Here is a 22,541-nt window from a genome sequence, read left to right as displayed (position 1 = left end):
TCCATCAGGTAATGCCTTTCGAGTCGGAGTATAGACAGGGACTTTCGGTGCGCAACGCGACCGGGGAAATAGCCGAATCCGCGCAAGCCTTGTTCTAAAGGCCACGGCTGGCGCGGGCTGGAAGCAAATGGCAAAGTGCCTTTATAGCCTGCCCGCATAACTGCGAAGAAATTATGACAATCCGGTCTTAGCAGTTCCGCTGAGCGAGCTAAGGTCTTGTCTTCAACTTTTCATTCACCTGCAACCGCCATGTCCTTTTCAGGAGCAGTCATGAACACCGCCGCACTGCGCGAAGTCATCCAGCGCGCCCTACAACACGAAGCCGCCTCCGCCCAACTGGCCCGGATACTGGAATCCCAGGTCGCCAGCCTGCACCCCGCCATTCGCCTGCCGGCAGAGGATGCCCAGGGCGTGCTTGCCCGCTTCATCGCCGCTTATGTGGAACAGGTCCCCGACGTGCTGGATGCCGCCGCCAATGTCGCCCGCGAAGCCGGGATCGAGGTGCGGATCAAGCCGGTGCTGCAGGTGGCCGAGCAGTTCTTCCTCCAGCCTCCGGCCGTGATGACCGGTCACAACGGCCTGGAAGGCCTGCTCGACGAGGCCTACCTGGCCCATCGCCTGGTAGAGGAAGTCAACGACCGTTACATCGTGCATTTCGGCCAGCCGCTGATCCCGCTGGATACCACGGTGGCCAACCTGATCGCCCACGCGCTGATCGGCGAACCCTTCGCCAACCAGCTGGACGAGGCCGTGCATCACGCTGTGGACGGCCTGCTGGATGACGAGGTGTTCAGCCTGCCCTCGGCCCAGGCCTACCGCCAGCAACTGCACGACCCCAAGGTGGAGGCGGCCTGGAAGCGCTGGCCTTGCCTGTCGCAGCAATTGGGCGTCGAGTTGCAGCTGAACCAGGGGCAGCGCGCAGCAGGTTGAAGTTCGCCCCCAAAGCCACCCGTAGGAGCGAATTCATTCGCGAAAAAGCACCGAGCGAAGCCGGCCCTCCCTCACCCCGCCCCCTCTCCCAATGGGAGAGGGGTGACTGTAGGCCGCTGCCCATCCGCGAAATAGAAAGGGGCTGCCTCGGCAGCCCCTTTCTTCATCACTCAGCCTGGTAGCGCGGCTTTGGCGTGGCCATCGGCAGCGGGCCGTCGCCAATGACACGGAAGCGGCCCTGTTCGGCGTCATACGCCTTGATGACGGACGTCTCGATGTCATAGACCCAGCCGTGGATGAACAGCTGGCCGCTGGCCAGGCGCGCCGCCACCGAGGGATGGGTACGCAGATGGTCGAGCTGGGCCACCACGTTCTCTTCGGTCAGCACCGCCAGGGATTCGTGGCTGGCGCAACCGCAGTTTTCCTGGACCACCACCTTGGCCACTTCAGCGTGGCGCAGCCAGGCCTTTACGGTGGGCATGCGCTCCAGGGTCTGCGGGTCCATCACCGCCTTCATGGCGCCGCAGTCGGAATGGCCGCAGATGATGATGTGGTGCACGCCGAGGGCCATGACGGCGAACTCGATGGCGGTGGAGACGCCGCCGTTCATCTGACCGTAGGGCGGTACCACGTTGCCGACGTTACGGGTGACGAACAGGTCGCCGGGCGAACTCTGGGTGATCAGCTCGGGAACGATGCGCGAATCGGCGCAAGTAATGAACATGGCGCGAGGTTTCTGCTCGTGGGCGAGCTTCTTGAACAACGCCTCCTGCTGCGGGAAGACCTCGTCGCGGAACCGCTGGAAGCCATCGACTATGTTCCGCAGGGCCTCTTCCGCACTCTCACCACGTTGCTTGTCGTGCTCGTTGCTCATGCTGCCAACCTCGGTCATCGTAGGAATTGTCTGGTCTGCCGATCATTATCCACTGATTGCCGGCATTTGAATTCCTACAGGACTGTCGTTACAGGCTGCCGAGTCACAACTCAGAGCAACGCCATCTGGCCACCGGGTGGACAGAAGCGTGAACAATCCAGTTCATAGTCCCGACGTCGGTTCAACCCAAGCTTGCGAATGGCCACGGCAAAACGCTGTGCCAGCAGCTCGGCGAAGGGGCCCTCGCCCTTGAAGCGGTGGCCGAAACGGCTGTCGTAGATTTCACCGCCCCGGCACTGGCGGATGATGCTCATCACATGGGCGGCCCGCTGCGGGTAATGCGCCTGCAGCCATTCCTCGAACAACGGCCCGACCTCCCGAGGCAATCGCAGCAGCAGGTAGGACGCCTGCCGCGCACCCTGATCCCGGGCCGCCTCCAGCAGGGCTTCCAGCTCCATGTCGTTGATCATCGGAATCATCGGCGAACAGAGCACACCCACCGGAATGTGATGCTCCCGCAGCACGCGGATGGCCCGCAGTCGGGCCGAAGGCGCGGCGGCACGGGGTTCGAGGATGCGCTTCAGTTCGTCGTCCAGGGTGGTGAGGCTGATCATCACCGCCACGAGGTTCTGTTCCGCCAGTTGCGTGAGCAGGTCGAGGTCACGCAGTACCAGCGAACCCTTGGTGACGATGGTCACCGGGTGGCGGTAGCGCAGCAGCACTTCGAGGGTCTGGCGGGTGAGGCGGTATTCGCGCTCGATGGGCTGGTAGGGGTCGGTGTTGGAGCCGAGGTTGATCGGCGCGCACTGGTAGCCGGGTTTGGACAGCTGCTGTTCGAGCAGGGCGACGGCGTTGGTCTTGGCGATCAGCCGGGTCTCGAAATCCAGCCCCGGCGACATGTCCCAGTAAGCGTGGCTGGGCCGGGCGTAGCAGTAGATGCAGCCATGCTCGCAGCCCCGGTAGGGGTTCACCGAGCGGTCGAACGGCAGGTCCGGCGACTGGTTGCGGGTGATGATGCTCTTCGCGGTTTCCTGCCGGACCTCGGTCGCACGGCTGGGCGGGACCTCCTGGAACCAGCCATCGTCCATCGCCACTGACGTGGTCGGCGCAAAACGGTTGAAAGGATTGCTGGCCGTGCCGCGGCCACGGGGCGGGAGAGGGGCAGGCATGGGATGAACCTCACAAACTGTATATTCATACAGTATATGCAGATCTTTCCGACGCCTAGCCCTGTCTGCCGAGCGGCACAAGTCGATCCCGGCCCGCTTCGCTGCCCCATCGCGAATGAATTCGCTCCCACGAGAGCAGGCTTCCCGTAGGTTGGGCCGAGCTCCGCGAGGCCCAACAGTGCACGGTCTCGGCCTTGGGCGTTGGGCTTCGCTACGCTCAGCGCCAACCTACGCGAGACGGACCATCAGTCCACCGTAGCCGTGCTGACCGGCGTTACCACCCAGTTCGATGCACCCCTTGGCGGCCAGTTCACGGGCGCGCCATAGGGTGAAGAAGTCCGTGGCGAAGAAGCCGTCGTTGTGTCCCATCAGCTCAGCCATCACGCGAGGCAGCGGTTGCCAGTCGGGGGTACAGGCGGCAAGCAGCACGGCATCCACCAGGCTGTGGTCCTCTCCATGGAAATCGTCGTCGCGCCAGCGGCGGATATCCGCGTTGGCGGCCACGGCAGCGTGCCACTGTGCGGCCAGCCGGGACCGGCGCCCGGCATCGATTTGCCGTGGCAGGTAGTAATCACTCAGAACCGAAGGCTCGATCATGCCCACGGCGCGGCGCCGCTGGACACGGCTGTCGCCGGTGCCGCAAGCCACCTCCCAGAGCGGTAGGTCACTGCCTTCCAGTGCAGCGGCTACACGGGCCAGCAACAGCTGTTCGGAGCAGCTGTCGCCATGCCAGACGGTGACCGGTTGATCCTGCTGTTGCAGCCCGGCGAGCCAGTCGGCATCGGCGCAAAGGCCGCTGGCGAAATCCGGCCGGGGCGTCACCGCACTCGGCCAGACCGCCAGCCAATACTGCGCGCGAGCGGCGCAGGGGGGCTGGTCGATGTCCACCAGCGGGCCTACCGCCAGGTCATCACGCAGCACGCGAAGATGTGCGTCGGCCACGGCATCGCCAATCACCCGGCGAACACCGACCGCCGCCACATCGCCGCACACCAGATGCCACATGAGCCCTCCTTGGCGTTCGGGTTACTCGCTGGGCTTCTTCAGCTTGGGATTGGGGAAGAACTGCACCCCCTGCACCTTCGGATCGGCCGGCTTGGGCTTCACCTGGTTGACCCGCGTACCCAGCTCCTTGGGCACGGACTGGCCCTGGGCGTTGAGCGTGTCGGTGTAGCCGCAGGCCACGCATTCGCGGTGCGGCACGCCGTCTTCGTCCCACATCCGGATCTTGTCCATCTCGCTGCAGGCCGGGCAGACAGCCCCGGCGATGAAGCGCTTCGTGGTCGTCGTCATGCGGCATCCTCCGAGAGGCCACTGTGGCGCAGCAGGGCGTCAATGGAGGGTTCGCGACCACGGAAGTCGACGAACAGCACCATCGGTTCCTGAGAGCCGCCACGGGCCAGAATGGCGTCGCGGAAGGCGCGGCCGGTGGCCGGGTTGAGCACGCCTTCTTCCTCGAAGCGGGAGAAGGCATCGGCGGACAGCACTTCCGCCCACTTGTAACTGTAGTAACCGGCCGCGTAACCGCCGGCGAAGATGTGCGCAAAGCTGTTGGCGAAGCGGTTGAAGGCCGGCGGGCGCATCACCGCCACTTCGTCGCGGATCGCTTCGAGCACATCGAGCACGGCACGGCCGTCACCGTGGGTGGCGTGCAGTTCGAAGTCGAACAGGGAGAACTCCAGCTGGCGCACCATCATCATGCCGGACTGGAAGTTCTTCGCTGCCAGCATCTTGTCCAGGAGGTCCTGGGGCAGGGCTTCGCCGGTCTGGTAGTGACCGGAAATCAGCGCCAGGCCTTCCGGCTCCCAGCACCAGTTCTCCATGAACTGGCTGGGCAGCTCCACCGCGTCCCAGGCCACGCCGTTGATGCCAGAGGCGCCGGCATGTTCGACACGGGTGAGCAGGTGGTGCAGACCGTGGCCGAATTCGTGAAAGAGGGTGGTGACCTCGTCGTGGGTCAGCAGGGCCGGCTTGTCGCCCACCGCCGGGGTGAAGTTGCAGACCAGGTTGGCCACCGGGCTGATCAGATCGCCATGGGCATTGCGGCGCTTGTCCCGGGCGCCATCCATCCAGGCACCGCCACGCTTGTTGGAGCGGGCGTAGAGGTCGAAGAAGAAGCGGCCGACGTGCTGGCCGTTCTCGCTGATTTCGAATAGGCGCACGTCCGGGTGCCAGGTGTCGAAGCCGGAGAGTTCCTTGATCTCGATGCCGTACAGCTTCTGCACGATGGTGAAGAGACCGGACAGCACTTTGTCGATGGGGAAGTACGCGCGCAGGATTTCCTGGGAAATGCTGTAGCGCTGCTCACGCAGCTTCTCGCTGAAATAGCCCACGTCCCAGCTTTGCAGGTCAGCCACGCCACGCTCGGCGGCGAAGGCCTTGAGCTCTTCCAGGTCCTTGGCGGCGAACGGCTTGCTGCGCTTGGCCAGGTCACGGAGGAAGCCCAGCACCTGCGGGGTGGACTCGGCCATCTTGGTGGCCAGGCTCAGGTCGGAGAAGTGCTCGAAGCCCAGCAGCTGGGCCAGTTCCTGGCGCAGGTCGAGGATTTCCATCATCACCGGGCCGTTGTCGTTCTGGCCGGCGTTGGGGCCCTGGTCGGAGGCGCGGGTGCTGTAGGCGGTGTAGACCTCTTCACGCAGGGCGCGGTCGTCGGCGTAGGTCATCACCGCGTAGTAGCTGGGGAATTCCAGGGTGATCAGCCAGCCGCCCAGTCCCTTGGCTTCGGCGGCCTGTTTCATCTGGGCCTTGGCCGAGTCGGTAAGGCCGGCCAGCGCCGCTTCGTCGAGGACCTCCTTGGTCCAGGCCTGGGTGGCGTCCAGCAGCTGGTTGGAGAAACGGCTGCCCAGCTCGGACAGCTTCATCTGGATTTCGCCATAGCGCTGCTGCTTGTCGGCCGGCAGGTCGATGCCGGACAGACGGAAGTCGCGCAGGGCGTGGTCGAGGATGGTCTTCTGCGCCACCTCGAAGCCGGCGGCTTCGGGGCTGTTGGCCAGGGCCTCGTAGGCCTGGAACAGTTCGCGGTTCTGGCCAAGCTCGGTCCAATACTCGGACAGCTTGGGCAGGCAGGCCTCGTAGGCGCTGCGCAATTCGGCGTTGTTGCACACGGCATTCAGGTGGCTCACCGGGCTCCAGGCGCGACCCAGGCGCTCGCCCAGTTCGTCCAGCGCCAGCACCAGGCCTTTCCAGGTCGGTGTGCCATCCTGGCGCGCCAGCAGCTCGGCGATGGCGACGCGGTTGTCGGCGAGGATCTGGTCGACGGCCGGTTCGACATGTTCCGGACGAATGGTGGAGTAGGGCGGCAGATCGAAGTCTTGCAGGAGGGGATTGCTCAGGGTCACGGCATTCACCTGTGTTCGGGGAGGGGCGCGGGCTGGACAACGAAACGAGATACAGCCCGAATGCCGGTCATCTTAATTACAATCGCGGGCTGACGCAGCCTCAGGAATCTCTATGAACCCGATCAGAACCTACCAGGGCATCACCCCACAGCTCGGCGAGCGAGTCTTCGTCGACGTTTCCTCCGTGGTCATCGGCGACGTCCATCTGGGCGACGACAGCTCGGTGTGGCCGCTCGTCACCATTCGTGGCGACATGCACCGCATCCGCATCGGCGCGCGCACCAGCGTGCAGGACGGCAGCGTGCTGCACATCACCCACGCCGGGCCGTTCAACCCGGATGGCTACCCGCTGGAAATCGGCGACGACGTGACCATCGGCCACAAGGCCCTGCTGCATGGCTGCAAGGTGGGCAACCGGGTGCTGATCGGCATGGGCAGCACCGTGATGGACGGCGCGGTGATCGAGGACGACGTGGTGCTCGGCGCCGGCAGTCTGGTGCCGCCGGGCAAGCGCCTGGAAAGCGGCTACCTCTACGTCGGCAGCCCGGTGAAGCAGGCCCGTCCGCTGACCGACAAGGAAAAGGCCTTCTTCACCTACAGCGCAGCGAACTACGTGAAGCTGAAGGATCTGCACATCGAGGAAGGCTACGGAGTCTGAGGCGATGCACTACCAGAACATCCTCTTCGACCTCGACGGCACCCTCACCGACCCGCGTGAGGGCATCACCCGTTCGGTCCAATACGCGCTCGCCAAGCTGGATATCCACGAGCCGGACCTGAAGAACCTGGAGCACTTCATCGGCCCGCCGCTGCTGCAGTGCTTCATGCAGAGCTACAGCCTGAGCGAGGCGCGCGCCTGGGAAGCGGTGAATCACTACCGCGACCGTTTCAAGGTCACCGGGCTCTACGAGAACCGTGTGTTCGATGGGATCGAAGCGCTGCTCGGGCGGCTGAGCGAACAGGGCCGCACGCTCTATATCGCCACCAGCAAGCCGACGGTCTTTGCCAAGGAAATTGCCCGGCACTTCGGCTTCGACCGGCACTTCAAGCACATCTACGGCAGCGAACTGGACGGCACCCGCACCAACAAGGTGGAGCTGATCGCCCACCTGCTGGAGGAAGAAGGCCTGGACCGCGCCGATACCCTGATGATCGGCGACCGCAAGCACGACCTGATCGGCGCCAGCCGCAATGGGCTGCACGGGGCGGGGGTGGGCTATGGCTTCGGCAGCCGCGAAGAGCTGCTGGGAGAGTCGCCGGTCTATTACTTCGCCAGCCTGGCGGATCTGGACCGGGCGTTTGGTTGAGGGGCCGGGGCCGAATGATCACGTACAGGGGCGAATTCATTCGCCCCTGGAGGGTTCAGCCCAGCGCCGGCATCAATCCCCGTTGCGCTGGTAGATGATCTTCTTGGTGCCGTTCTCGCAGGAGCCGACCACCATGCTCTGGTCCTTCACCTCGTCGTTGGGAACGATCTCCAGCGTGTAGCTGGTGACCCCAGCGGCCTGGATCTTCACTTCGATTTCCTGCTTCAGCTCCTCGCAAGACTTCGGTGCCGCGAAGGCGGTACCCGACAGCGCGCCCAGCATCAGGACTACAGCAACTTTCTTCATCGCCTACTCCATTCCTTGTTGTCCTGGCCGTTTGACTGACGGCCCGCCAGGCAAGTTCTAGCGGGTCGCCTTCAGCCTTTCCAGTGTCCGTGTGCGCTCTTCCTGAGACAGCTCACCCAGCACTCGCGCGCGTTGGTAGAAGGTTGCCCAGTCCCCGCCCGCTTCCTGGAACAGCGCGGCAAATGCCGGCACCCACTGGTCGTAGAGGCCGAAGGGCAGCAGCTTGGCGTTGTTCATCGGGCCTTCCATCCAGGCATCGAAGCGATTGAAACCACCCCAGTCGCGATCCCTCATCGCCCGGTAGTCGCGGCGCAGACGCTCGAATTCCTCGGCCTTGGCGCGGCGCATCCGATCCGCCGGAAGGTCGCTGGCGTACAGCCTCGTCAGGCGCTCGCGGGCCTCCAGCACCAGGCGGGTCAGGGCATCGCGGCGCTTGGTTTCGATGTCGTCTTTCACGGCCTGACCACGGCTGGCCTGCCACTGCAGCAGCCCCTCGCGCTCGACGAAGCTGGCGAACGACTCGTTGAAGGCCGTGTCTCCCGGCACGTAGAGCTGCTGGTGCGCGAGTTCGTGGAAGATCAGCGCGGCCAGGCGATCGTCGTCCCAGCGCAGCATGGTGTTGAGGATGGGGTCGTCGAACCAGCCCAGGGTGGAGTAGGCCTCGACGCCGCCAACCCAGGTATCCAGCCCCTGCTGCCGGAGCAGTGCGGCGGCGCCCCGTGCCCGACCGAGTTGGTAATAGCCGCGGTAGGCGACGCACCCGGCGACCGGAAAACAGTAGGTCTCCGGCTGCAGGGAAAATTCCGGCGTGGCGAACAGGTTCCAGACCACGTAAGGCCGCTGGATATCGGCGTAGACCCGGTAGCTGCCGTTGTCCGGCAGCCCCAGCTTCGCACTGGCGAACGCCCGTGCCTGCTGTGTTCGCTCAAGACGCTGACGCAGTTCCGCGGGCTGGGCCGGGTCGGCAATCAGCGACTGGACCGGCTGGCGCGCATTCAGCAGCGCCATCTGTCCACGGGTCAGCTGGGCGTAGTAGTCCAGGGTGGAACAACCGCTCAGCAGCAGGGCGCCCAGCAGGGGAACCGAGGGCCTGCGGATGCGGTCAAGCAATTGGATAAGAAGGGTGGTCGTCATGGCGCGACACTAGCGCAACAGAACCACCAGCTGCCATCCACCTGCCGGAGTCATTCATGCGCCCTCTGCTGCTTTCCCTGCCGCTGCTCACCCTCGGCGGCTGCGCCCTCTTGCTGCCAAGCCCCGACCCCAACCAGGCCTGGATCTCCCTGAAACAGCAGGAGGGACAAGCCATTGAAGCCAGCCGAGTGGACAACAAGGACCTCACCGATCCGCGCTACTTCCAGGTTCCGCCGGGCCAGCACGAACTGGAGGTGCGCCTGGAGTTCGACGTGGACGGCCACGACATCGGCAAGGGCAGTTCCACCTACCGCCGCACCTGCTTGCTGAAGCTGTCCTACGACGATTTCGCCGCCGGCCAACGCTACCAGCTGGAAGCCGGGGGCATCGGCTTCCGTCCCTGGGCCCGGCTGTACGACGAGCGCAACCAGGAGGTCGCCAAGGCGCGGGAAAGTCGCTGCGGAGATGTCTGAATTTTCCTACTTGGCGTTATGCTGAACGCATTACCCCCAAGAGGATTCCCGTCATGCGTACATTGCTGGCCTTCACGCTCCTGGCCAGCCTGACGGCCTGCGCCGGTCCAGTGCCACAACCCGACCCAAAGATGGCCTGGATCGATATCGACCCGGACCCCAGTGACACCCTCATGGCCCACCGCCTCGACGGCAAGCACTGGAACGATGGCCGTTATTACCAGGTGCTGCCAGGCAAACACGAACTGGAGTTGCGCTATCAGTTCGAGGTGGGCGGCGGCGGTGGGGGCGGATTCAACATGAACTCCGAACCTTTCACCCTCACCTGCTACATGGAAATGCGCTACGACCAGTTCGAGGCGGGCAAGCGCTACCGCATAGAAGCGCGCAATGCCGCCAATCAGCCCAGTGCCTGGCTCTACGGCGAAAACCGCACCGTGCTGGCCCGGCACGAGAAGTTCCCCCGCTGCATGCCGTTCTAATCCCGCAGGCTGGCGAGAATGTCGAAGGCGCGCAGCCGGTGTTCGTGTTGGTAGAGATCGCAGGTGAAGATCAGTTCGTCCGCATCGGTCTGGTCCAACAGCACCTGCAAGCGCGCACGGATCTTCTCCGGCCCGCCGACCATGGCCATGGCCAGGAAACTGCCCACCGCGTCCTTCTCGTGAGGTAGCCAGCGGCCCGCCATGCTTTCCACCGGCGGCCGCAGTACCAGGCTTTCGCCTCGGATCAGCGCGAGCACACGCTGGTAGACGGTGGTGGCGAGGAACTCCGCCTCTTCATCGGTTGGTGCCGCCACCAGGGGCACACCGAGCATCACATAGGGTTTGTCGAGCACCGCCGAAGGCCGGAAGTGATTGCGGTAGACGCGGATCGCCTCGTGCATGTAGCGCGGCGCGAAGTGCGAGGCGAAGGCGTAGGGCAGCCCCTTCTGTCCGGCCAGCTGGGCGCTGAACAGACTGGAACCGAGCAGCCAGATGGGCACGTTGGTGTCCATCCCCGGCATGGCGATCACCTGCTGGCCCGGCTGACGCGGGCCGAGGAGCATCTCCAGCTCCTCGACGTCCCGGGGGAAGTCGTCGGCGCTGCCCAGGCGGTCGCGGCGCAAGGCGCGGGCGGTCTGGTGATCGGCTCCCGGGGCACGGCCCAGACCAAGTTCAATGCGGCCCGGGTACAGGCTGGCGAGGGTGCCGAACTGTTCGGCGACCACCAGCGGCGCATGGTTGGGCAGCATGATGCCGCCGGACCCCAGGCGGATGCTGGACGTCCCGCCGGCAAGGTAGGCCAGCAACACCGCAGTGGCGGAACTGGCGATACCTTCCATGTTGTGGTGCTCGGCAACCCAGAAGCGCGAGAAGCCCAGACGCTCGGCGTGGCGCGCCAGCTCCAGTGAATTGTGCAGGGCCTGGGTCGCGCCGCCGTGGTCGCGCACGGGCGCCAGATCGAGGACGGAAAGAGGCAGGTTGGACAGGGCAGACATAGGCAAGACCTTGGCAAGGGATAGGCGTGGGGCCTTATCCGAGTGAATCAGTAGGTCTTACTCTAGGGATTGGCGCCCAAGGCCGCTAGAAGGCACTTTTCGGTAACCAGGGCACCAGGAAGTAAGGAATGGACCGGCACGGAGGCCGGTCCAATGGCTGGAGCGTCATCAATTGCGCTGGTAGACGATTTCCTTGGCGCCCCCGTCGCAGCTGCCCACCACCTTCTTGTCGGCGGCATTGCCCTTGTCGACGACTTCAAGGCTGTAGGAGGCGACGCCCTTTTCCTTGAGCTTGGCGTCGATTTCGCCCTTGAGCTCTTCGCAGGGTTTTACGGCGGCAAAAGCCGAACCGGCCAGGGCGAACAGTCCCAGGGCCAACAGCAGTTTCTTCATGGGTAACGCTCCCTCGTAATGGATGAAGGGCTCGCATGAGCCGTCCGCCCTCGCCTGGCACCAGGACGACCGCGAGCGGACCGGCAGAGCCTAGCCCATTTCGACCGAGGGAGGCCTGTGCATCGCCTCTCGCCCATGCAGGCGCCGAGCCTCAACTGTCGCTGATGCGGAAACCGATCTTCAGGGTCACCTGGTAATGGCCGACCCGGCCGTTCTCGATATGCCCACGGGTTTCCACGACCTCGAACCAGTCCATGTTGCGGATGGTCCTCGCCGCTTCGACGACGGCGTTGCTGATCGCCTCGTCGATGCTGTTGCGGGAGGAACCGACGATCTCGATCTTCTTGTAGGTGTGGTGATCAGACATGGCGTATCTCCTTGGGCGGGCCCGGTTGGGTACCCCAGCAAGGCTAGCCAAGAATGCCGCTATCGGCCCGCCAACTCTTGACGCAACCACTGGGCGAAGCGCTCAGCGCGGCGATCCAGCTGCCGGGCGGGCACCCAGAGCGCCAGGCGCGCCGGCGTCCCGACAAAGCCCCAGGGCGCCACCAGGCGACCGGAGGCCAGTTCGTCGGCCACCAGCTGCTGCGGCGCGATGGCCACGCCCAGGCCGGCCACGGCGGCTTCCAGCAGGTAGTAGAGGTGTTCGAAGCCCTGGCCCAGGCGCAGTCGATCCGCGTCCAGGCCTTGGGCGGTGGCCCACTGGGGCCAGGCCTGGGGCCGCGACACCGTATGCAGCAGGGCCTCCTGCAGCAGAACCGAGGGCGCGGCGGAGGCCAGCGCGTCATGGCGGGCGAAGCGTGGACTCAGCACCGGGCCGATGGATTCCTCCGCCAGCTCGAACACCCGCATGTCCGACGGCCAGGGCGGCTCGGCGAAACAGAGGGTGGCGTCGACGCCAGGGCGGCGCGGGTCCAGTTCGCCTTCGCTGGCGGACAGTTGCAGGCGCAGTTCGGGAAGTTCGCGGTTGAGCCGGTCGAGACGCGGGATGAACCAGCGCGCCAGCAAGCTGCCGGGGCAACCGAGGACGAAGGGAGAGTCTTCGCTACGTTTGGCGAGATCGGTGCAGACCGCGCGCAGGCGCTCAAAGGTGTCACCGGTGGCGTCCCGCAGACGCTGTCCGGCATCCGTGAGTTTTACGCCACGCCCTTCCTTGGCGAACAAGGCGACGCCCAGCTCCTCTTCCAGCAGCCGCACCTGCCGGCTCACGGCGCCATGGGTGACGTGCAATTCGTCCGCCGCACGGCTGATGCTCTGCAACCGGGCAGCCGCTTCGAATGCCCTTAGGGCGTTCAGGGGAGGAAGGTCTCGAGCCATGGCAATATGTGAGTTTTGCTGACAGATAAAAGCAATCTAATCGCTTTTCCGTCACCTCGCCAGCGGTAGAATGGCGCCATTCACCCTCTCCCCCAGCCCCTCTCCCGCACGCAGGAGCGGGGAGCAGAAACAGGAGTCCAGCATGACCTCTTTGCGCACCGGCCCCGACGCCAAGGGCCTCTTCGGCAGCTTCGGCGGGCAATACGTTGCCGAAACCCTGATGCCGCTGATCCACGACCTGGCCCGCGAATACGAAAAGGCCAAGGATGATCCGGAATTCCAGAAGGAGCTGGCCTACTTCCAGCGCGATTACGTCGGCCGCCCGAGCCCGCTGTACTTCGCCGAGCGCCTGACCGAGCACTGCGGCGGCGCGAAGATCTACCTCAAGCGCGAAGAGCTGAACCACACCGGCGCGCACAAGATCAACAACTGCATCGGCCAGATTCTCCTGGCCCGCCGCATGGGCAAGAAGCGCATCATCGCCGAGACCGGCGCCGGCATGCACGGCGTGGCGACCGCCACCGTGGCCGCCCGCTTCGGCCTGCAGTGCGTGATCTACATGGGCACCACCGACATCGACCGCCAGCAGGCCAACGTCTTCCGCATGAAGCTGCTGGGCGCCGAGGTGATTCCGGTCACCGCCGGCACCGGCACCCTGAAGGACGCGATGAACGAAGCCCTGCGCGACTGGGTGACCAACGTCGACACCACCTTCTACCTGATCGGCACCGTCGCCGGTCCTCACCCCTATCCGGCCATGGTCCGCGACTTCCAGGCTGTGATCGGCAAGGAAACCCGCGAGCAGCTCGCCGAGCAGGAAGGCCGTCTGCCCGACTCCCTGGTGGCCTGCATCGGTGGCGGCTCCAACGCCATGGGCCTGTTCCACCCGTTCCTGGATGACGCCAGCGTCAAGATCGTCGGCGTCGAAGCCGCCGGCCACGGCATCGAGACCGGCAAGCACGCGGCCAGCCTGAACGGCGGAGTACCGGGCGTGCTGCACGGCAACCGCACCTTCCTGCTGCAGGACGAGGACGGCCAGATCATCGACGCCCACTCCATTTCCGCCGGCCTGGACTACCCCGGCATCGGCCCGGAACACGCCTGGCTGCACGACATCGGCCGCGTCGAGTACACCTCGATCACCGACGACGAAGCCCTGGCCGCGTTCCACACCTGCTGCCGCCTGGAAGGCATCATCCCGGCCCTGGAGAGCTCCCACGCGCTGGCTGAAGTGTTCAAGCGCGCGCCGAACCTGCCGAAGGACCACATCATGGTGGTGAACCTGTCCGGCCGTGGCGACAAGGACATGCAGACCGTTATGCACCACATGCAGCAGAAGGAGGCCAACGCATGAGCCGCCTGCAGACTCGCTTCGCCGAACTCAAGGAACAGAACCGCGCCGCCCTGGTGACCTTCGTCACCGCCGGCGACCCGAACTACGACGCCTCCCTGGCCATCCTCAAGGGCCTGCCGGAAGCCGGTGCCGATGTGATCGAGCTGGGCATGCCGTTCACCGACCCGATGGCCGACGGTCCGTCGATCCAGCTGGCCAACATCCGCGCCCTGGCCGGCAAGCAGAACCTGGCCAAGACCCTGCAGATGGTTCGCGAATTCCGCGCCGGTAACCAGACCACTCCGCTGGTGCTGATGGGCTACTTCAACCCCATCCACTACTACGGCGTGGACCGCTTCATCGCCGACGCCAAGGACGCGGGCGTGGACGGCCTGATCGTGGTCGACCTGCCGCCGGAACATAACGAAGACCTTTGCCACCCGGCCCAGGCCGCCGGCATCGACTTCATCCGCCTGACCACCCCGACCACCGACGACAACCGCCTGCCCACCGTGCTCGAAGGCAGCTCCGGCTTCGTCTACTACGTCTCCGTGGCCGGCGTGACCGGCGCCGGTTCCGCCACCCTGGAACACGTGCAGGAAGCCGTCACCCGCCTGCGCCGCCACACCCAGCTGCCGGTGTGCATCGGCTTCGGCATCCGCACCGCCGAACACGCCGCCAACGTCGCCCGACTGGCCGACGGCGTGGTGGTGGGCTCCGCTCTGGTGGACCAGATCGCCAAGGCCGACACCCCCGAGCAAGCCGTGAACGGCGTCCTCAGCCTCTGCAAGACCCTCGCCGAAGGCGTGCGCGGCGCCCGCGCCTGATTCACGCCCAGGGCATAGAAAAGCCGCTGTTCCTCACGGGAACAGCGGCTTTTTCGTAGGTATTCACCCCGTAGAGTGGACATCGCTTTTCATGTCCACCAGCGTGGCCAGGTTGAGCACCGATGGTGGATCGGTGAAGCGTGATCCCCCCTACGCCTCGGTCAGAGGTCGTACTCGATCTCGCCGTCTTCGAGGCAGGACAGATCCAGCGGCCGCATGGCGCCCATCCACATGGGGTAGTCGCGGTGGTCGCGCAGGTCGCTGCCGGTGATGGGGTGGATCAGCACGGTGAGGCCGTTGCGGTTCAGCGCCAGCCAGGGGATCACTTCACCGAACAGCTCGGGCTTGAAGGCCAGCTGGCAGCTCCAGTCGGGGTGAGGGCCGACGGGCCTTTCGTGGACGCGGCCCATCTTCAGCGGGAATCGCCGGGCGGCCTCTTCACAGAGTTCGCGGGCCTGGGGGAGGGTGGCGGCGTCAAAGTAGACGTGGGCGTGATAGCCCTTGATCCGCGGAGAGGGGTTCAGGGTCATATGGCGATTCCTTCCCGTTGCTTGATGAGCTGCGCGTGGCGGGGCTCGTCGCCCAGTTCCTGCTGCAGCCAGTCCACGAAGCACTTCATCAGCCGCGCGCGGCGCTTGCGCTCCGGCTGCACCAGGTAATAACCGAAGTCCGAACTGACGCTGGTATCCAGCACCCGCGCCAGCAGGCCCTGGTCGAGCAGGTCGTCCACCAGGTAGCGCCAGCCGATGGCCACGCCCTGGCCGGCGATGGCGGCCTGGATCAGCAGGGTGTAGTTGTCGAAGCGTAGCGTGCCCGAGCCTGGCGGCCGGGCGATGCCAAGTTCGCGGAACAATGCGCCCCAGTCGAACCAGCGGGTGCGCACTTCGGGCTTGAGGTGGAGCAGCGGCAACTCCGCCAGTGCCGCAACCGGCAGCGGACTGGTGCGCCCCGCCAGCAGGCGCGGGCTGCAGATGGGGAAGACTTCCTCGCGGAACAGCAGCATGGCCTCGCCGTGCTTGAAGCGGCCGTCGCCGAAGGCGATGGCGATGTCCACCTCCGAGCGCAACATGTTCATGGTGCGGTCGCTGGTGACGATGCTGACGTCAATCTCGGGGTTCGCCTCATGGAACCGGTGCAGCCGTGGCATCAACCAGTACGCGGCGAAGGCGAAGTCGGTGGCCACCTGCAGCACTTCATGCTGCGTCCGCGAGCCAATGGCCTCCAGTCCGGCGCGGATGGATTGCATGCCTTCCTGGACATGCAGGAACAGCAGGCGGCCGCTGTCGGTCAGCTCGATACCGCGATACACCCGGTCGAACAGGCGGGTCGCCAGTTGCTTCTCCAGGCGCTGGATCTGCTGGCTGACCGCCGGCTGGGTGGTACCCAGCTCCACGGCGGCGGCGGTGAAGCTCAGGTGGCGGGCGGCGGATTCGAATACCCGCAGCAGGTCCAGCGACAGTTCAGATTGCAGTTCTGCCATAACGCTTGCTTATCCGAGTCATGTTCCGTCGTACCGTTTACCGGGAGATTGGCGAGCGCAATCATCACCCCCCAGCACTTTCGCATAATTCGACAGTATGGATAAGCGAACGATGAAACGACCCAACATCCTGTTCATCATGGCCGACCAGATGGCCGCGCCGCTGCTGCCTTTCTACGCGCCCTCGCCCATCAAGGTGCCGAACCTGTCGCGGCTCGCCGCCGAAGGCGTGGTCTTCGACTCGGCCTACTGCAACAGCCCGCTGTGCGCCCCTTCGCGCTTTACCCTGGTGAGCGGCCAGCTGCCGTCGAAGATCGGCGCCTACGACAACGCCGCCGACTTCCCCGCCGACGTGCCCACCTACGCCCACCACCTGCGCCGCCTGGGCTACCGCACGGCGCTGTCCGGCAAGATGCACTTCTGCGGCCCGGACCAGTTGCACGGCTACGAGGAACGCCTGACCAGCGACATCTACCCGGCCGACTACGGCTGGGCGGTCAACTGGGACGAGCCGGACGTGCGCCCGAGCTGGTACCACAACATGTCCTCGGTGTTGCAGGCCGGCCCCTGCGTGCGGACCAACCAGCTGGACTTCGATGAAGAGGTGGTGTTCAAGGCGCGCCAGTACCTCTATGACCATGTGCGGGAGCATGCCGAGCAGCCGTTCTGCCTGACCGTTTCGCTGACCCATCCGCACGATCCCTACACCATTCCCGCCGAGTACTGGGATCGCTACGACGAAGCGGACATCCCTCTGCCGCGCGTGCACTTCGCCGATGACGAACAGGACCCGCACAGCCAGCGTCTGCTCAAGGTCATCGACCTCTGGGGCAAACCGCTGCCGGAAGCGAAGATCCGCGACGCCCGCCGGGCCTACTTCGGCGCCTGCAGCTACGTCGACGACCAGATCGGCGCGCTGCTCAAGACGCTCAATGACTGCGGCCTGGATCAGGACACCATCGTGGTGTTCTCCGGCGACCACGGCGACATGCTTGGCGAGCGTGGCCTCTGGTACAAGATGCACTGGTTCGAGATGGCCGCCCGCGTGCCGCTGCTGGTCCACGCCCCCGGCCGCTTCCAGGCACACCGGGTGAGCCAGTCGGTCTCCACCGTCGACCTGTTGCCCACCCTGGTCGAAATGGCCGGCGGCGTGGTGGAGCGCAACCTGCCGCTGGATGGCCGTTCGCTGCTGCCGCACCTCCGGGGTGAGGACGGACATGACGAGGTACTGGGCGAGTACATGGCCGAAGGCACCACCAGCCCGCTGATGATGATCCGCCGCGGCCAATACAAATTCATCTACTCGGAAGAGGACCCCTGCCTGCTCTTCGACCTGGCCAACGACCCGCAGGAGCTGGAGGACCTGGCCACCTCGGCGGATCACCAGGCCCTGCTCGCGGCCTTCCTCGACGAGGCCCGCGCCCGCTGGAATCTCCCTTCGATAGCCGAGGCCACCCTGGCCAGCCAGCGCCGCCGTCGCTTCGTCGCCGAGGCCCTGACCCACGGCAGGCTGAAGAGCTGGGACCACCAGCCCTTTGTCGACGCCAGCCAGCAGTACATGCGCAATCACATCGACCTGGATGACCTGGAGCGTCGCGCGCGCTTTCCCCAACCCTGACCCACTCTTGCGAGGAACCAAGGCATGAAGACGATCAATGCAGTGCTTGCCGGCGGCGTGTTGCTGACCGGCTTGGCGTTCAACGCCCAGGCGGAAGACGCCAGTTGCGCGACGGTGAAATTGGGGGATCCGGGCTGGAGCGATATCGCCGTGACCAACGGCGTGGCGCGCATCCTCCTCGATGGTCTGGGCTACCGCACGGAAACCCCGACCCTGGCGGTGCCGATCATCTTCGCCGGCCTGCACAAGGGGCAGATCGACGTCTTCCTCGGCAACTGGATGCCGGCGCAGCAGAGCAACTACGACAAGTTCGTCAGTGCCGGCAGCGTCGACAAGGTGGCACAGAATCTCAGCGGCACCGAGTACACCCTGGCGGTGCCGCGCTATGCCTATGACGCGGGGGTGAAGACCTTCGCCGATCTGGACAGGTTCGCCGACAAGTTCGACAAGAAGCTCTACGGCATCGCCTCCGGCTCACCGGCCAACGAGTCGATCCGCCAGATGATCGCCAAGGACGAATTCGGCCTGGGCGACTGGACGCTGGTGGAGTCCAGCGAGCAGGCGATGCTGGTGCAGGTGGGCCGGGCAGTGAAACGCGATCAGTTCGTGGTCTTCCTGGGCTGGACCCCGCACCCGATGAACGTGCAGTACGACATGGCCTACCTCAAGGGCGGCGAGAAGTACTTCGGCGACAGCGGCAGCGTGAACACCCTGGCCCGCAAAGGTTATGCCGCGCAGTGCCCGAACGTGGGCAAGCTGCTGACCAACCTGCAGTTCACCCAGGAGATGGAGAACTCGATCATGAACCAGGTGCTCAACGACAACGCCAACAACGAAGCGGCGGTGAAGGCCTGGCTCAAGGCCAACCCGGCGGTGGTCGAGAGCTGGCTGCAGGGTGTGACCACTCGCGATGGCGGCAATGCCGTGGCGGCGGTGCAGGCGAAGCTCTGAGCCCAGTTCGGGGCCGATCGTGCCTGTAGGGGCGAATTCATTCGCCAAGGGCAGCGCAGCTGCCCCCTGTTGCCCCCGAATGGCAGGCCTTCGGCCTGCTTGGCGAATGAATTCGCCCCTACAAGAGCCTCGCCCAACGTGAAACCCAACGACCTCTTCCCTTTCCTGACCTGGCTCCCCGCCATTGCCCCGCGCAGCCTTGGCCGCGATGCGCTGGTGGGGCTGACCGGCGCCATCCTCGCCCTGCCGCAATCCATCGCCTACGCACTGATCGCCGGCCTGCCGGCGGAGTACGGGCTCTATGCGGCGGTGGTGCCGGTGATCGTCGCCTGCCTCTGGGGTTCGTCGCGGCAGCTGATCTGCGGGCCGACGGCGGCCATCTCGGTGGTGCTCTTCGCCAGCGTCAGCCCACTCGCCTTGCCGGGTAGCCAGGACTACATCAGCCTGGTGCTGCTGCTCACGTTTCTCGCCGGAGCCTTCCAGTGGCTGCTCGGGATGTTGCGCTTCGGCGCCCTGGCCAATTTCGTCTCGCAGTCGGTGGTGCTTGGTTTCACCCTGGGCGCGGCGCTGGTGATCGCCCTCGGCCAGGTGCCCAACCTGCTGGGTCTCGGCGGCCTGGAAGGACGTGCCACCGCCTGGCAGAGCGCGGCGGAACTGGCCGGGCATGTACGCAACCTGGACGTCCCGTCGATGCTCGTCGCCGCGCTGACCCTGGGCATTTCGATACTGGTCCGCAGCCTGTGGCCGCGCCTGCCGGCGCTGCTGATCGGCATCGCCGGCGGCAGCCTGCTGGTACTGGCGCTGCCCGACCGCTTCGCCGGTGTCGCACTGGTGCAACCCTTCACGGGAAGCCTGCCGCCGCTGGCCTCGATCCGCTTCGACGTCGAAGACATGCTGCGCCTGCTGCCCTCCGCCGTGGCCTGCGGCGTGCTGGGGCTGGTCACCAGCCTGTCCATCGCCCGCGCCCTGGCCAGCCAGTCCGGTCAGGTGCTGAACGCCAACCAGGAAACCCGTGGCCAAGGCCTTTCCAACCTGATCGGCGCCTGTTTTTCCGGGTACCTCTCGGCGGGCTCCTTCACCCGTTCCGGCTTGAACCTCCAGTCCGGCGCCCAGTCACCGCTAGCCGGCGTGTGCTCGGCACTCTGGGTGGCGCTCTTTGCCCTGCTGGGCGCGCGGCTGATCAGCCATATCCCGTTGCCGGCGATGGCCGCCAGCATTCTGCTGATCTGCTGGGGGCTGCTGGACATACGCGGCATCCGCCAGCTCTGGCGAGTCAGCCGGGCCGAATTCGCCGTCATGGCGCTGACCTGTGCCGCGACGCTTCTGCTGGAACTGCAGACGGCCATCTACGCCGGGGTGCTGGCATCGCTGTTCTTCTACCTCAAGCGCACCTCGCAGCCCCGGGTGCTCCAGGCGAAGGACGGGGATGACGAGGTGCTGCGCATCGAGGGGTCGATCTTCTTCGGCGCCTGCCCCTACCTGCAGAAGCTGATCCAGCGCAGCCGCGCCGGGCGCCTGGTGCTGGACGCCCACCATGTGAACTTCATCGACTACGCCGGGGTGAGCATGCTGCATGAAGAAGCGCGGCGCCTGGGCGGGGAAGGGCGCTGCCTGGTGCTGCGTCGCGCACGTCCGCAGGTGGAGCGGGAGTTGCGCAAGCTGGAAGGCGAGGGCAGCAGCCTGGTGATCGAGGGCTGAATCAGGGAAGTGCCTGCCTTGTAGGATGGGTCGGGCGGCGTTCCGCGAGCGGAGCGATACCCATGCTGCTGCGCAATGCCTGATGGGTATCGCAAGCTCCACCCATCCGACGAGGAGCGAAACCCGGATCAGCCCTGCGCGAGTTGGCGGCGCAGTTCAGCCAGCACCGGCGCGCTGTCCGGCAGCACGCCGCGCCAGAGCAGGAAGGCTTCCGCCGCCTGTTCTACCAGCATGCCCAGACCGTCGAGGGTGCGGGCGGCGCCGTGCTCGGCGGCCCAGCGGTTGAAGGCGGTCATTTCCTTGCCGTACATCATGTCGTAGCAGACGGTATGGCCCGGCTTGATCAGGCTCGGCGAGATGGGCGGCAGGTCGCCCGCCAGGCTCGCCGAGGTGCCATTGATGATCAGGTCCACCGGCTCTTCCAGCCAGTCGAAACCGCTGGCGGAAATGGGTCCCAGGTCAGCGAAGAGCTGCGCCAGGGCCTCGGCCTTTTCCACGGTGCGATTGGCGATGACCAGGGCGGCCGGCTTCTCGGCCAGCAGCGGCTCGATCACCCCTCGCGCGGCACCGCCGGCACCCAGAAGCAGGATGCGTTTGCCCGCCAGGGACAGCCCGGCATTGCGGGTCAGGTCACGCACCAGGCCGGCGCCGTCGGTGTTGTCGCCGAGCAGGCTGCCGTCGTCCTGCTTCTTCAGGGTGTTCACCGCACCGGCGCGCTGGGCGCGGGCGCTGAGGCTGGCGGCCATCTGGTAGGCCTGTTCCTTGAAAGGCACGGTCACGTTGCCGCCACGGCCGTTCTCGAAGAACTGCCAGGCGCACCCGGTGAAGTCGTCCAGGGGCGCCAGCACCGCCTCGTAGGTGAGCTGCTGGCCGGTCTGTTCGGCGAACAGGCGGTGGATCAGCGGCGACTTGCTGTGGCCGATGGGATTGCCGAAAACGCAGTAGCGGTCCATCAGAGTCCGGCCTCCCCGAGCCAGTCGCGATCCTGGAGGAAGTACTCGGTGAGGCGCGCCTCGGGGGTACCCGGCTCCGGCTTCCAGTCGTAGCCCCAGCGCACATGGGGCGGCAGGGACATGAGGATGGATTCGGTGCGGCCGCCGGACTGCAGGCCGAACAGGGTGCCCCGGTCGAACACCAGGTTGAACTCCACATAGCGGCCCCGGCGGAAGGCCTGGAACTCGCGCTGCTGTTCGGTGAAGGGGGTTTCGCGGCGACGGCGGATGATGGGCAGGTAGGCCTCCAGGTAGGCGTCGCCGATGGCGCGCATGAAGGCGAAGGTGGTGTCGAAGTCCCACTGGTTCAGGTCATCGAAGAACAGGCCGCCAATGCCGCGCGGTTCATTGCGATGCTTCAGGTGGAAGTAGCGATCGCACCATTCCTTGTAGCGCGGGTAGACATCGGCACCGAAGGGGGCGCAGGCGTCGCGGGCCACCTTGTGCCAGTGCACGCAGTCTTCCTCATTGCCGTAATAGGGGGTCAGGTCGAAGCCGCCGCCGAACCACCAGACCGGCTCCTCGCCTGCCTTCTCGGCGCAGAAGAAGCGCACGTTGGCATGGGAGGTGGGCACATGGGGGTTTTCCGGATGGATCACCAGGGAAACGCCGAGGGCCTGGAAACCGCGGCCAGCCAGTTCCGGGCGGTGGGCGCTGGCCGATGGCGGCAGGCTGGCGCCGAAGACGTGGGAGAAGTTGACGCCACCCTTCTCGATCAGCGCGCCGTTCTCGATCACCCGCGTACGACCGCCACCACCTGCCGGGCGAACCCAGGAATCCTCGAAGAATTCGGCTTTGCCATCCTCGGCCGCCAGGGCAGCGCAAATGCGGTCTTGCAGATCGAGCAGGTAGGCCTTCACGGCCTCGATACGGTCAGTCACGTGGTCAACCCTGGCAGCAGGTAAGTGGCGGAAAAATGAGCAG

At 65.5% G+C, this 22,541-nt stretch carries 25 protein-coding genes; 10 read left to right on the top strand and 15 right to left on the bottom strand.

The features are described 5' to 3' along the window. Positions 1-270 precede the first annotated feature (270 nt). Positions 271-930 carry a hypothetical protein gene (locus tag TQ98_RS26880; protein WP_044873384.1) on the top strand — a complete coding sequence of 220 codons (660 nt, stop codon included), beginning with the start codon at positions 271-273 and terminating at the stop codon, positions 928-930. Positions 931-1,096: 166 nt separating this feature from the next. On the opposite strand, the gene TQ98_RS26875 is transcribed toward TQ98_RS26880, so the two are convergent. The 5 genes from TQ98_RS26875 to prlC form a co-directional block, all read right to left on the bottom strand. Further along, positions 1,097-1,804 carry a carbonic anhydrase gene (locus TQ98_RS26875; protein WP_044873470.1) on the bottom strand — a complete coding sequence of 236 codons (708 nt, stop codon included), beginning with the start codon at positions 1,802-1,804 and terminating at the stop codon, positions 1,097-1,099. A gap of 110 nt (positions 1,805-1,914) precedes the next feature. Further along, complete coding sequence (locus tag TQ98_RS26870) at positions 1,915-2,973, bottom strand: PA0069 family radical SAM protein (RefSeq protein ID WP_044873383.1); 1,059 nt, start codon at positions 2,971-2,973, stop codon at positions 1,915-1,917. Positions 2,974-3,201: 228 nt separating this feature from the next. Beyond that, positions 3,202-3,978 carry a DUF1835 domain-containing protein gene (locus tag TQ98_RS26865; RefSeq protein ID WP_044873382.1) on the bottom strand — a complete coding sequence of 259 codons (777 nt, stop codon included), beginning with the start codon at positions 3,976-3,978 and terminating at the stop codon, positions 3,202-3,204. Positions 3,979-3,999: 21 nt separating this feature from the next. Next, positions 4,000-4,266 carry a YheV family putative zinc ribbon protein gene (locus tag TQ98_RS26860; RefSeq protein ID WP_044873381.1) on the bottom strand — a complete coding sequence of 89 codons (267 nt, stop codon included), beginning with the start codon at positions 4,264-4,266 and terminating at the stop codon, positions 4,000-4,002. Continuing rightward, positions 4,263-6,311 (bottom strand): oligopeptidase A, encoded by a 2,049-nt coding sequence (gene prlC, locus TQ98_RS26855; protein WP_044873380.1) that lies wholly within the window; start codon positions 6,309-6,311, stop codon positions 4,263-4,265. The genes TQ98_RS26860 and prlC overlap by 4 nt, the downstream gene beginning before the upstream one ends. 112 nt (positions 6,312-6,423) lie before the next feature. On the opposite strand from prlC, the gene TQ98_RS26850 reads away from it, so the two are divergent. Beyond that, positions 6,424-6,969, top strand: a complete 546-nt coding sequence (locus TQ98_RS26850; protein ID WP_044873379.1) for a gamma carbonic anhydrase family protein — start codon at positions 6,424-6,426, stop codon at positions 6,967-6,969. 4 nt (positions 6,970-6,973) lie between these two features. Beyond that, complete coding sequence (locus tag TQ98_RS26845; RefSeq protein ID WP_044873378.1) at positions 6,974-7,618, top strand: HAD family hydrolase; 645 nt, start codon at positions 6,974-6,976, stop codon at positions 7,616-7,618. A gap of 72 nt (positions 7,619-7,690) precedes the next feature. Here TQ98_RS26845 and TQ98_RS26840 read toward each other — a convergent pair whose 3' ends face one another. Both TQ98_RS26840 and TQ98_RS26835 read right to left on the bottom strand, forming a co-directional pair. After that, positions 7,691-7,924, bottom strand: coding sequence for a DUF1161 domain-containing protein (locus TQ98_RS26840; RefSeq protein WP_044873377.1), 234 nt, complete (start codon positions 7,922-7,924; stop codon positions 7,691-7,693). Positions 7,925-7,981: 57 nt separating this feature from the next. Continuing rightward, positions 7,982-9,058 carry an aminopeptidase gene (locus TQ98_RS26835; RefSeq protein ID WP_044873376.1) on the bottom strand — a complete coding sequence of 359 codons (1,077 nt, stop codon included), beginning with the start codon at positions 9,056-9,058 and terminating at the stop codon, positions 7,982-7,984. A 56-nt stretch (positions 9,059-9,114) separates the two neighbouring features. Between TQ98_RS26835 and TQ98_RS26830 the strand changes: the two genes are divergently transcribed. Then, complete coding sequence (locus TQ98_RS26830; RefSeq protein WP_044873375.1) at positions 9,115-9,531, top strand: hypothetical protein; 417 nt, start codon at positions 9,115-9,117, stop codon at positions 9,529-9,531. A 53-nt stretch (positions 9,532-9,584) separates the two neighbouring features. Beyond that, a complete protein-coding gene (locus TQ98_RS26825; RefSeq protein WP_044873374.1) occupies positions 9,585-10,013 on the top strand; it encodes a hypothetical protein in 429 nt (142 codons plus the stop codon). Here TQ98_RS26825 and TQ98_RS26820 read toward each other — a convergent pair. The 4 genes from TQ98_RS26820 to TQ98_RS26805 form a co-directional block, all read right to left on the bottom strand. Then, positions 10,010-11,008, bottom strand: coding sequence for an LLM class flavin-dependent oxidoreductase (locus TQ98_RS26820; protein WP_044873373.1), 999 nt, complete (start codon positions 11,006-11,008; stop codon positions 10,010-10,012). The two genes, TQ98_RS26825 and TQ98_RS26820, sit on opposite strands and share 4 nt — an antisense overlap. Positions 11,009-11,176: 168 nt before the next feature. Beyond that, positions 11,177-11,401, bottom strand: coding sequence for a DUF1161 domain-containing protein (locus tag TQ98_RS26815; RefSeq protein ID WP_044873372.1), 225 nt, complete (start codon positions 11,399-11,401; stop codon positions 11,177-11,179). Positions 11,402-11,552: 151 nt separating this feature from the next. Next, on the bottom strand, positions 11,553-11,768 hold the full coding sequence (locus TQ98_RS26810; protein WP_044873371.1) for a dodecin: 216 nt from the start codon (positions 11,766-11,768) through the stop codon (positions 11,553-11,555). A gap of 59 nt (positions 11,769-11,827) precedes the next feature. Beyond that, a complete protein-coding gene (locus tag TQ98_RS26805; RefSeq protein ID WP_044873370.1) occupies positions 11,828-12,718 on the bottom strand; it encodes a LysR family transcriptional regulator in 891 nt (296 codons plus the stop codon). Positions 12,719-12,860: 142 nt separating this feature from the next. Here TQ98_RS26805 and trpB point away from each other — a divergent pair, with 142 nt between their 5' ends. Both trpB and trpA read left to right on the top strand, forming a co-directional pair. After that, on the top strand, positions 12,861-14,072 hold the full coding sequence (trpB, locus tag TQ98_RS26800; protein WP_044873369.1) for a tryptophan synthase subunit beta: 1,212 nt from the start codon (positions 12,861-12,863) through the stop codon (positions 14,070-14,072). Beyond that, positions 14,069-14,878 carry a tryptophan synthase subunit alpha gene (gene trpA, locus TQ98_RS26795; RefSeq protein WP_044873368.1) on the top strand — a complete coding sequence of 270 codons (810 nt, stop codon included), beginning with the start codon at positions 14,069-14,071 and terminating at the stop codon, positions 14,876-14,878. The genes trpB and trpA overlap by 4 nt, the downstream gene beginning before the upstream one ends. 161 nt (positions 14,879-15,039) lie before the next feature. Here the strand turns inward: trpA and TQ98_RS26790 are convergent, their stop codons facing one another. Next, positions 15,040-15,408 (bottom strand): DOPA 4,5-dioxygenase family protein, encoded by a 369-nt coding sequence (locus tag TQ98_RS26790; protein WP_044873367.1) that lies wholly within the window; start codon positions 15,406-15,408, stop codon positions 15,040-15,042. Beyond that, complete coding sequence (locus TQ98_RS26785; protein ID WP_044873366.1) at positions 15,405-16,358, bottom strand: LysR family transcriptional regulator; 954 nt, start codon at positions 16,356-16,358, stop codon at positions 15,405-15,407. Before TQ98_RS26785 ends, TQ98_RS26790 begins: the two co-directional genes overlap by 4 nt. A 112-nt stretch (positions 16,359-16,470) precedes the next feature. Here TQ98_RS26785 and betC point away from each other — a divergent pair, with 112 nt between their 5' ends. The 3 genes from betC (at position 16,471) to TQ98_RS26770 (ending at position 20,625) form a co-directional block, all read left to right on the top strand. Then, positions 16,471-17,976, top strand: a complete 1,506-nt coding sequence (gene betC / locus TQ98_RS26780) for a choline-sulfatase (RefSeq protein ID WP_044873365.1) — start codon at positions 16,471-16,473, stop codon at positions 17,974-17,976. A 24-nt stretch (positions 17,977-18,000) separates the two neighbouring features. Further along, positions 18,001-18,927, top strand: coding sequence for a choline ABC transporter substrate-binding protein (gene choX, locus TQ98_RS26775; RefSeq protein WP_044873364.1), 927 nt, complete (start codon positions 18,001-18,003; stop codon positions 18,925-18,927). A gap of 138 nt (positions 18,928-19,065) precedes the next feature. Further along, positions 19,066-20,625 carry a SulP family inorganic anion transporter gene (locus TQ98_RS26770; RefSeq protein ID WP_103103113.1) on the top strand — a complete coding sequence of 520 codons (1,560 nt, stop codon included), beginning with the start codon at positions 19,066-19,068 and terminating at the stop codon, positions 20,623-20,625. Between the two features lie 128 nt (positions 20,626-20,753). Here TQ98_RS26770 and aroE read toward each other — a convergent pair whose 3' ends face one another. Both aroE and hemF read right to left on the bottom strand, forming a co-directional pair. Continuing rightward, entirely contained in the window at positions 20,754-21,578 is an 825-nt protein-coding gene (gene aroE / locus TQ98_RS26765; protein ID WP_044873361.1) for a shikimate dehydrogenase, read from the bottom strand. Further along, positions 21,578-22,498 carry an oxygen-dependent coproporphyrinogen oxidase gene (gene hemF, locus TQ98_RS26760; RefSeq protein WP_044873360.1) on the bottom strand — a complete coding sequence of 307 codons (921 nt, stop codon included), beginning with the start codon at positions 22,496-22,498 and terminating at the stop codon, positions 21,578-21,580. Before hemF ends, aroE begins: the two co-directional genes overlap by 1 nt. Between the last annotated feature and the right edge of the window lie 43 nt (positions 22,499-22,541).

This window comes from Pseudomonas sp. LFM046 (assembly GCF_000949385.2).
Classification (GTDB): Bacteria; Pseudomonadota; Gammaproteobacteria; order Pseudomonadales; family Pseudomonadaceae; genus Metapseudomonas.
The sequence above is the reverse complement of the archived record's forward strand: the minus strand, read 5'-3'. Positions and strand labels throughout refer to the sequence as shown.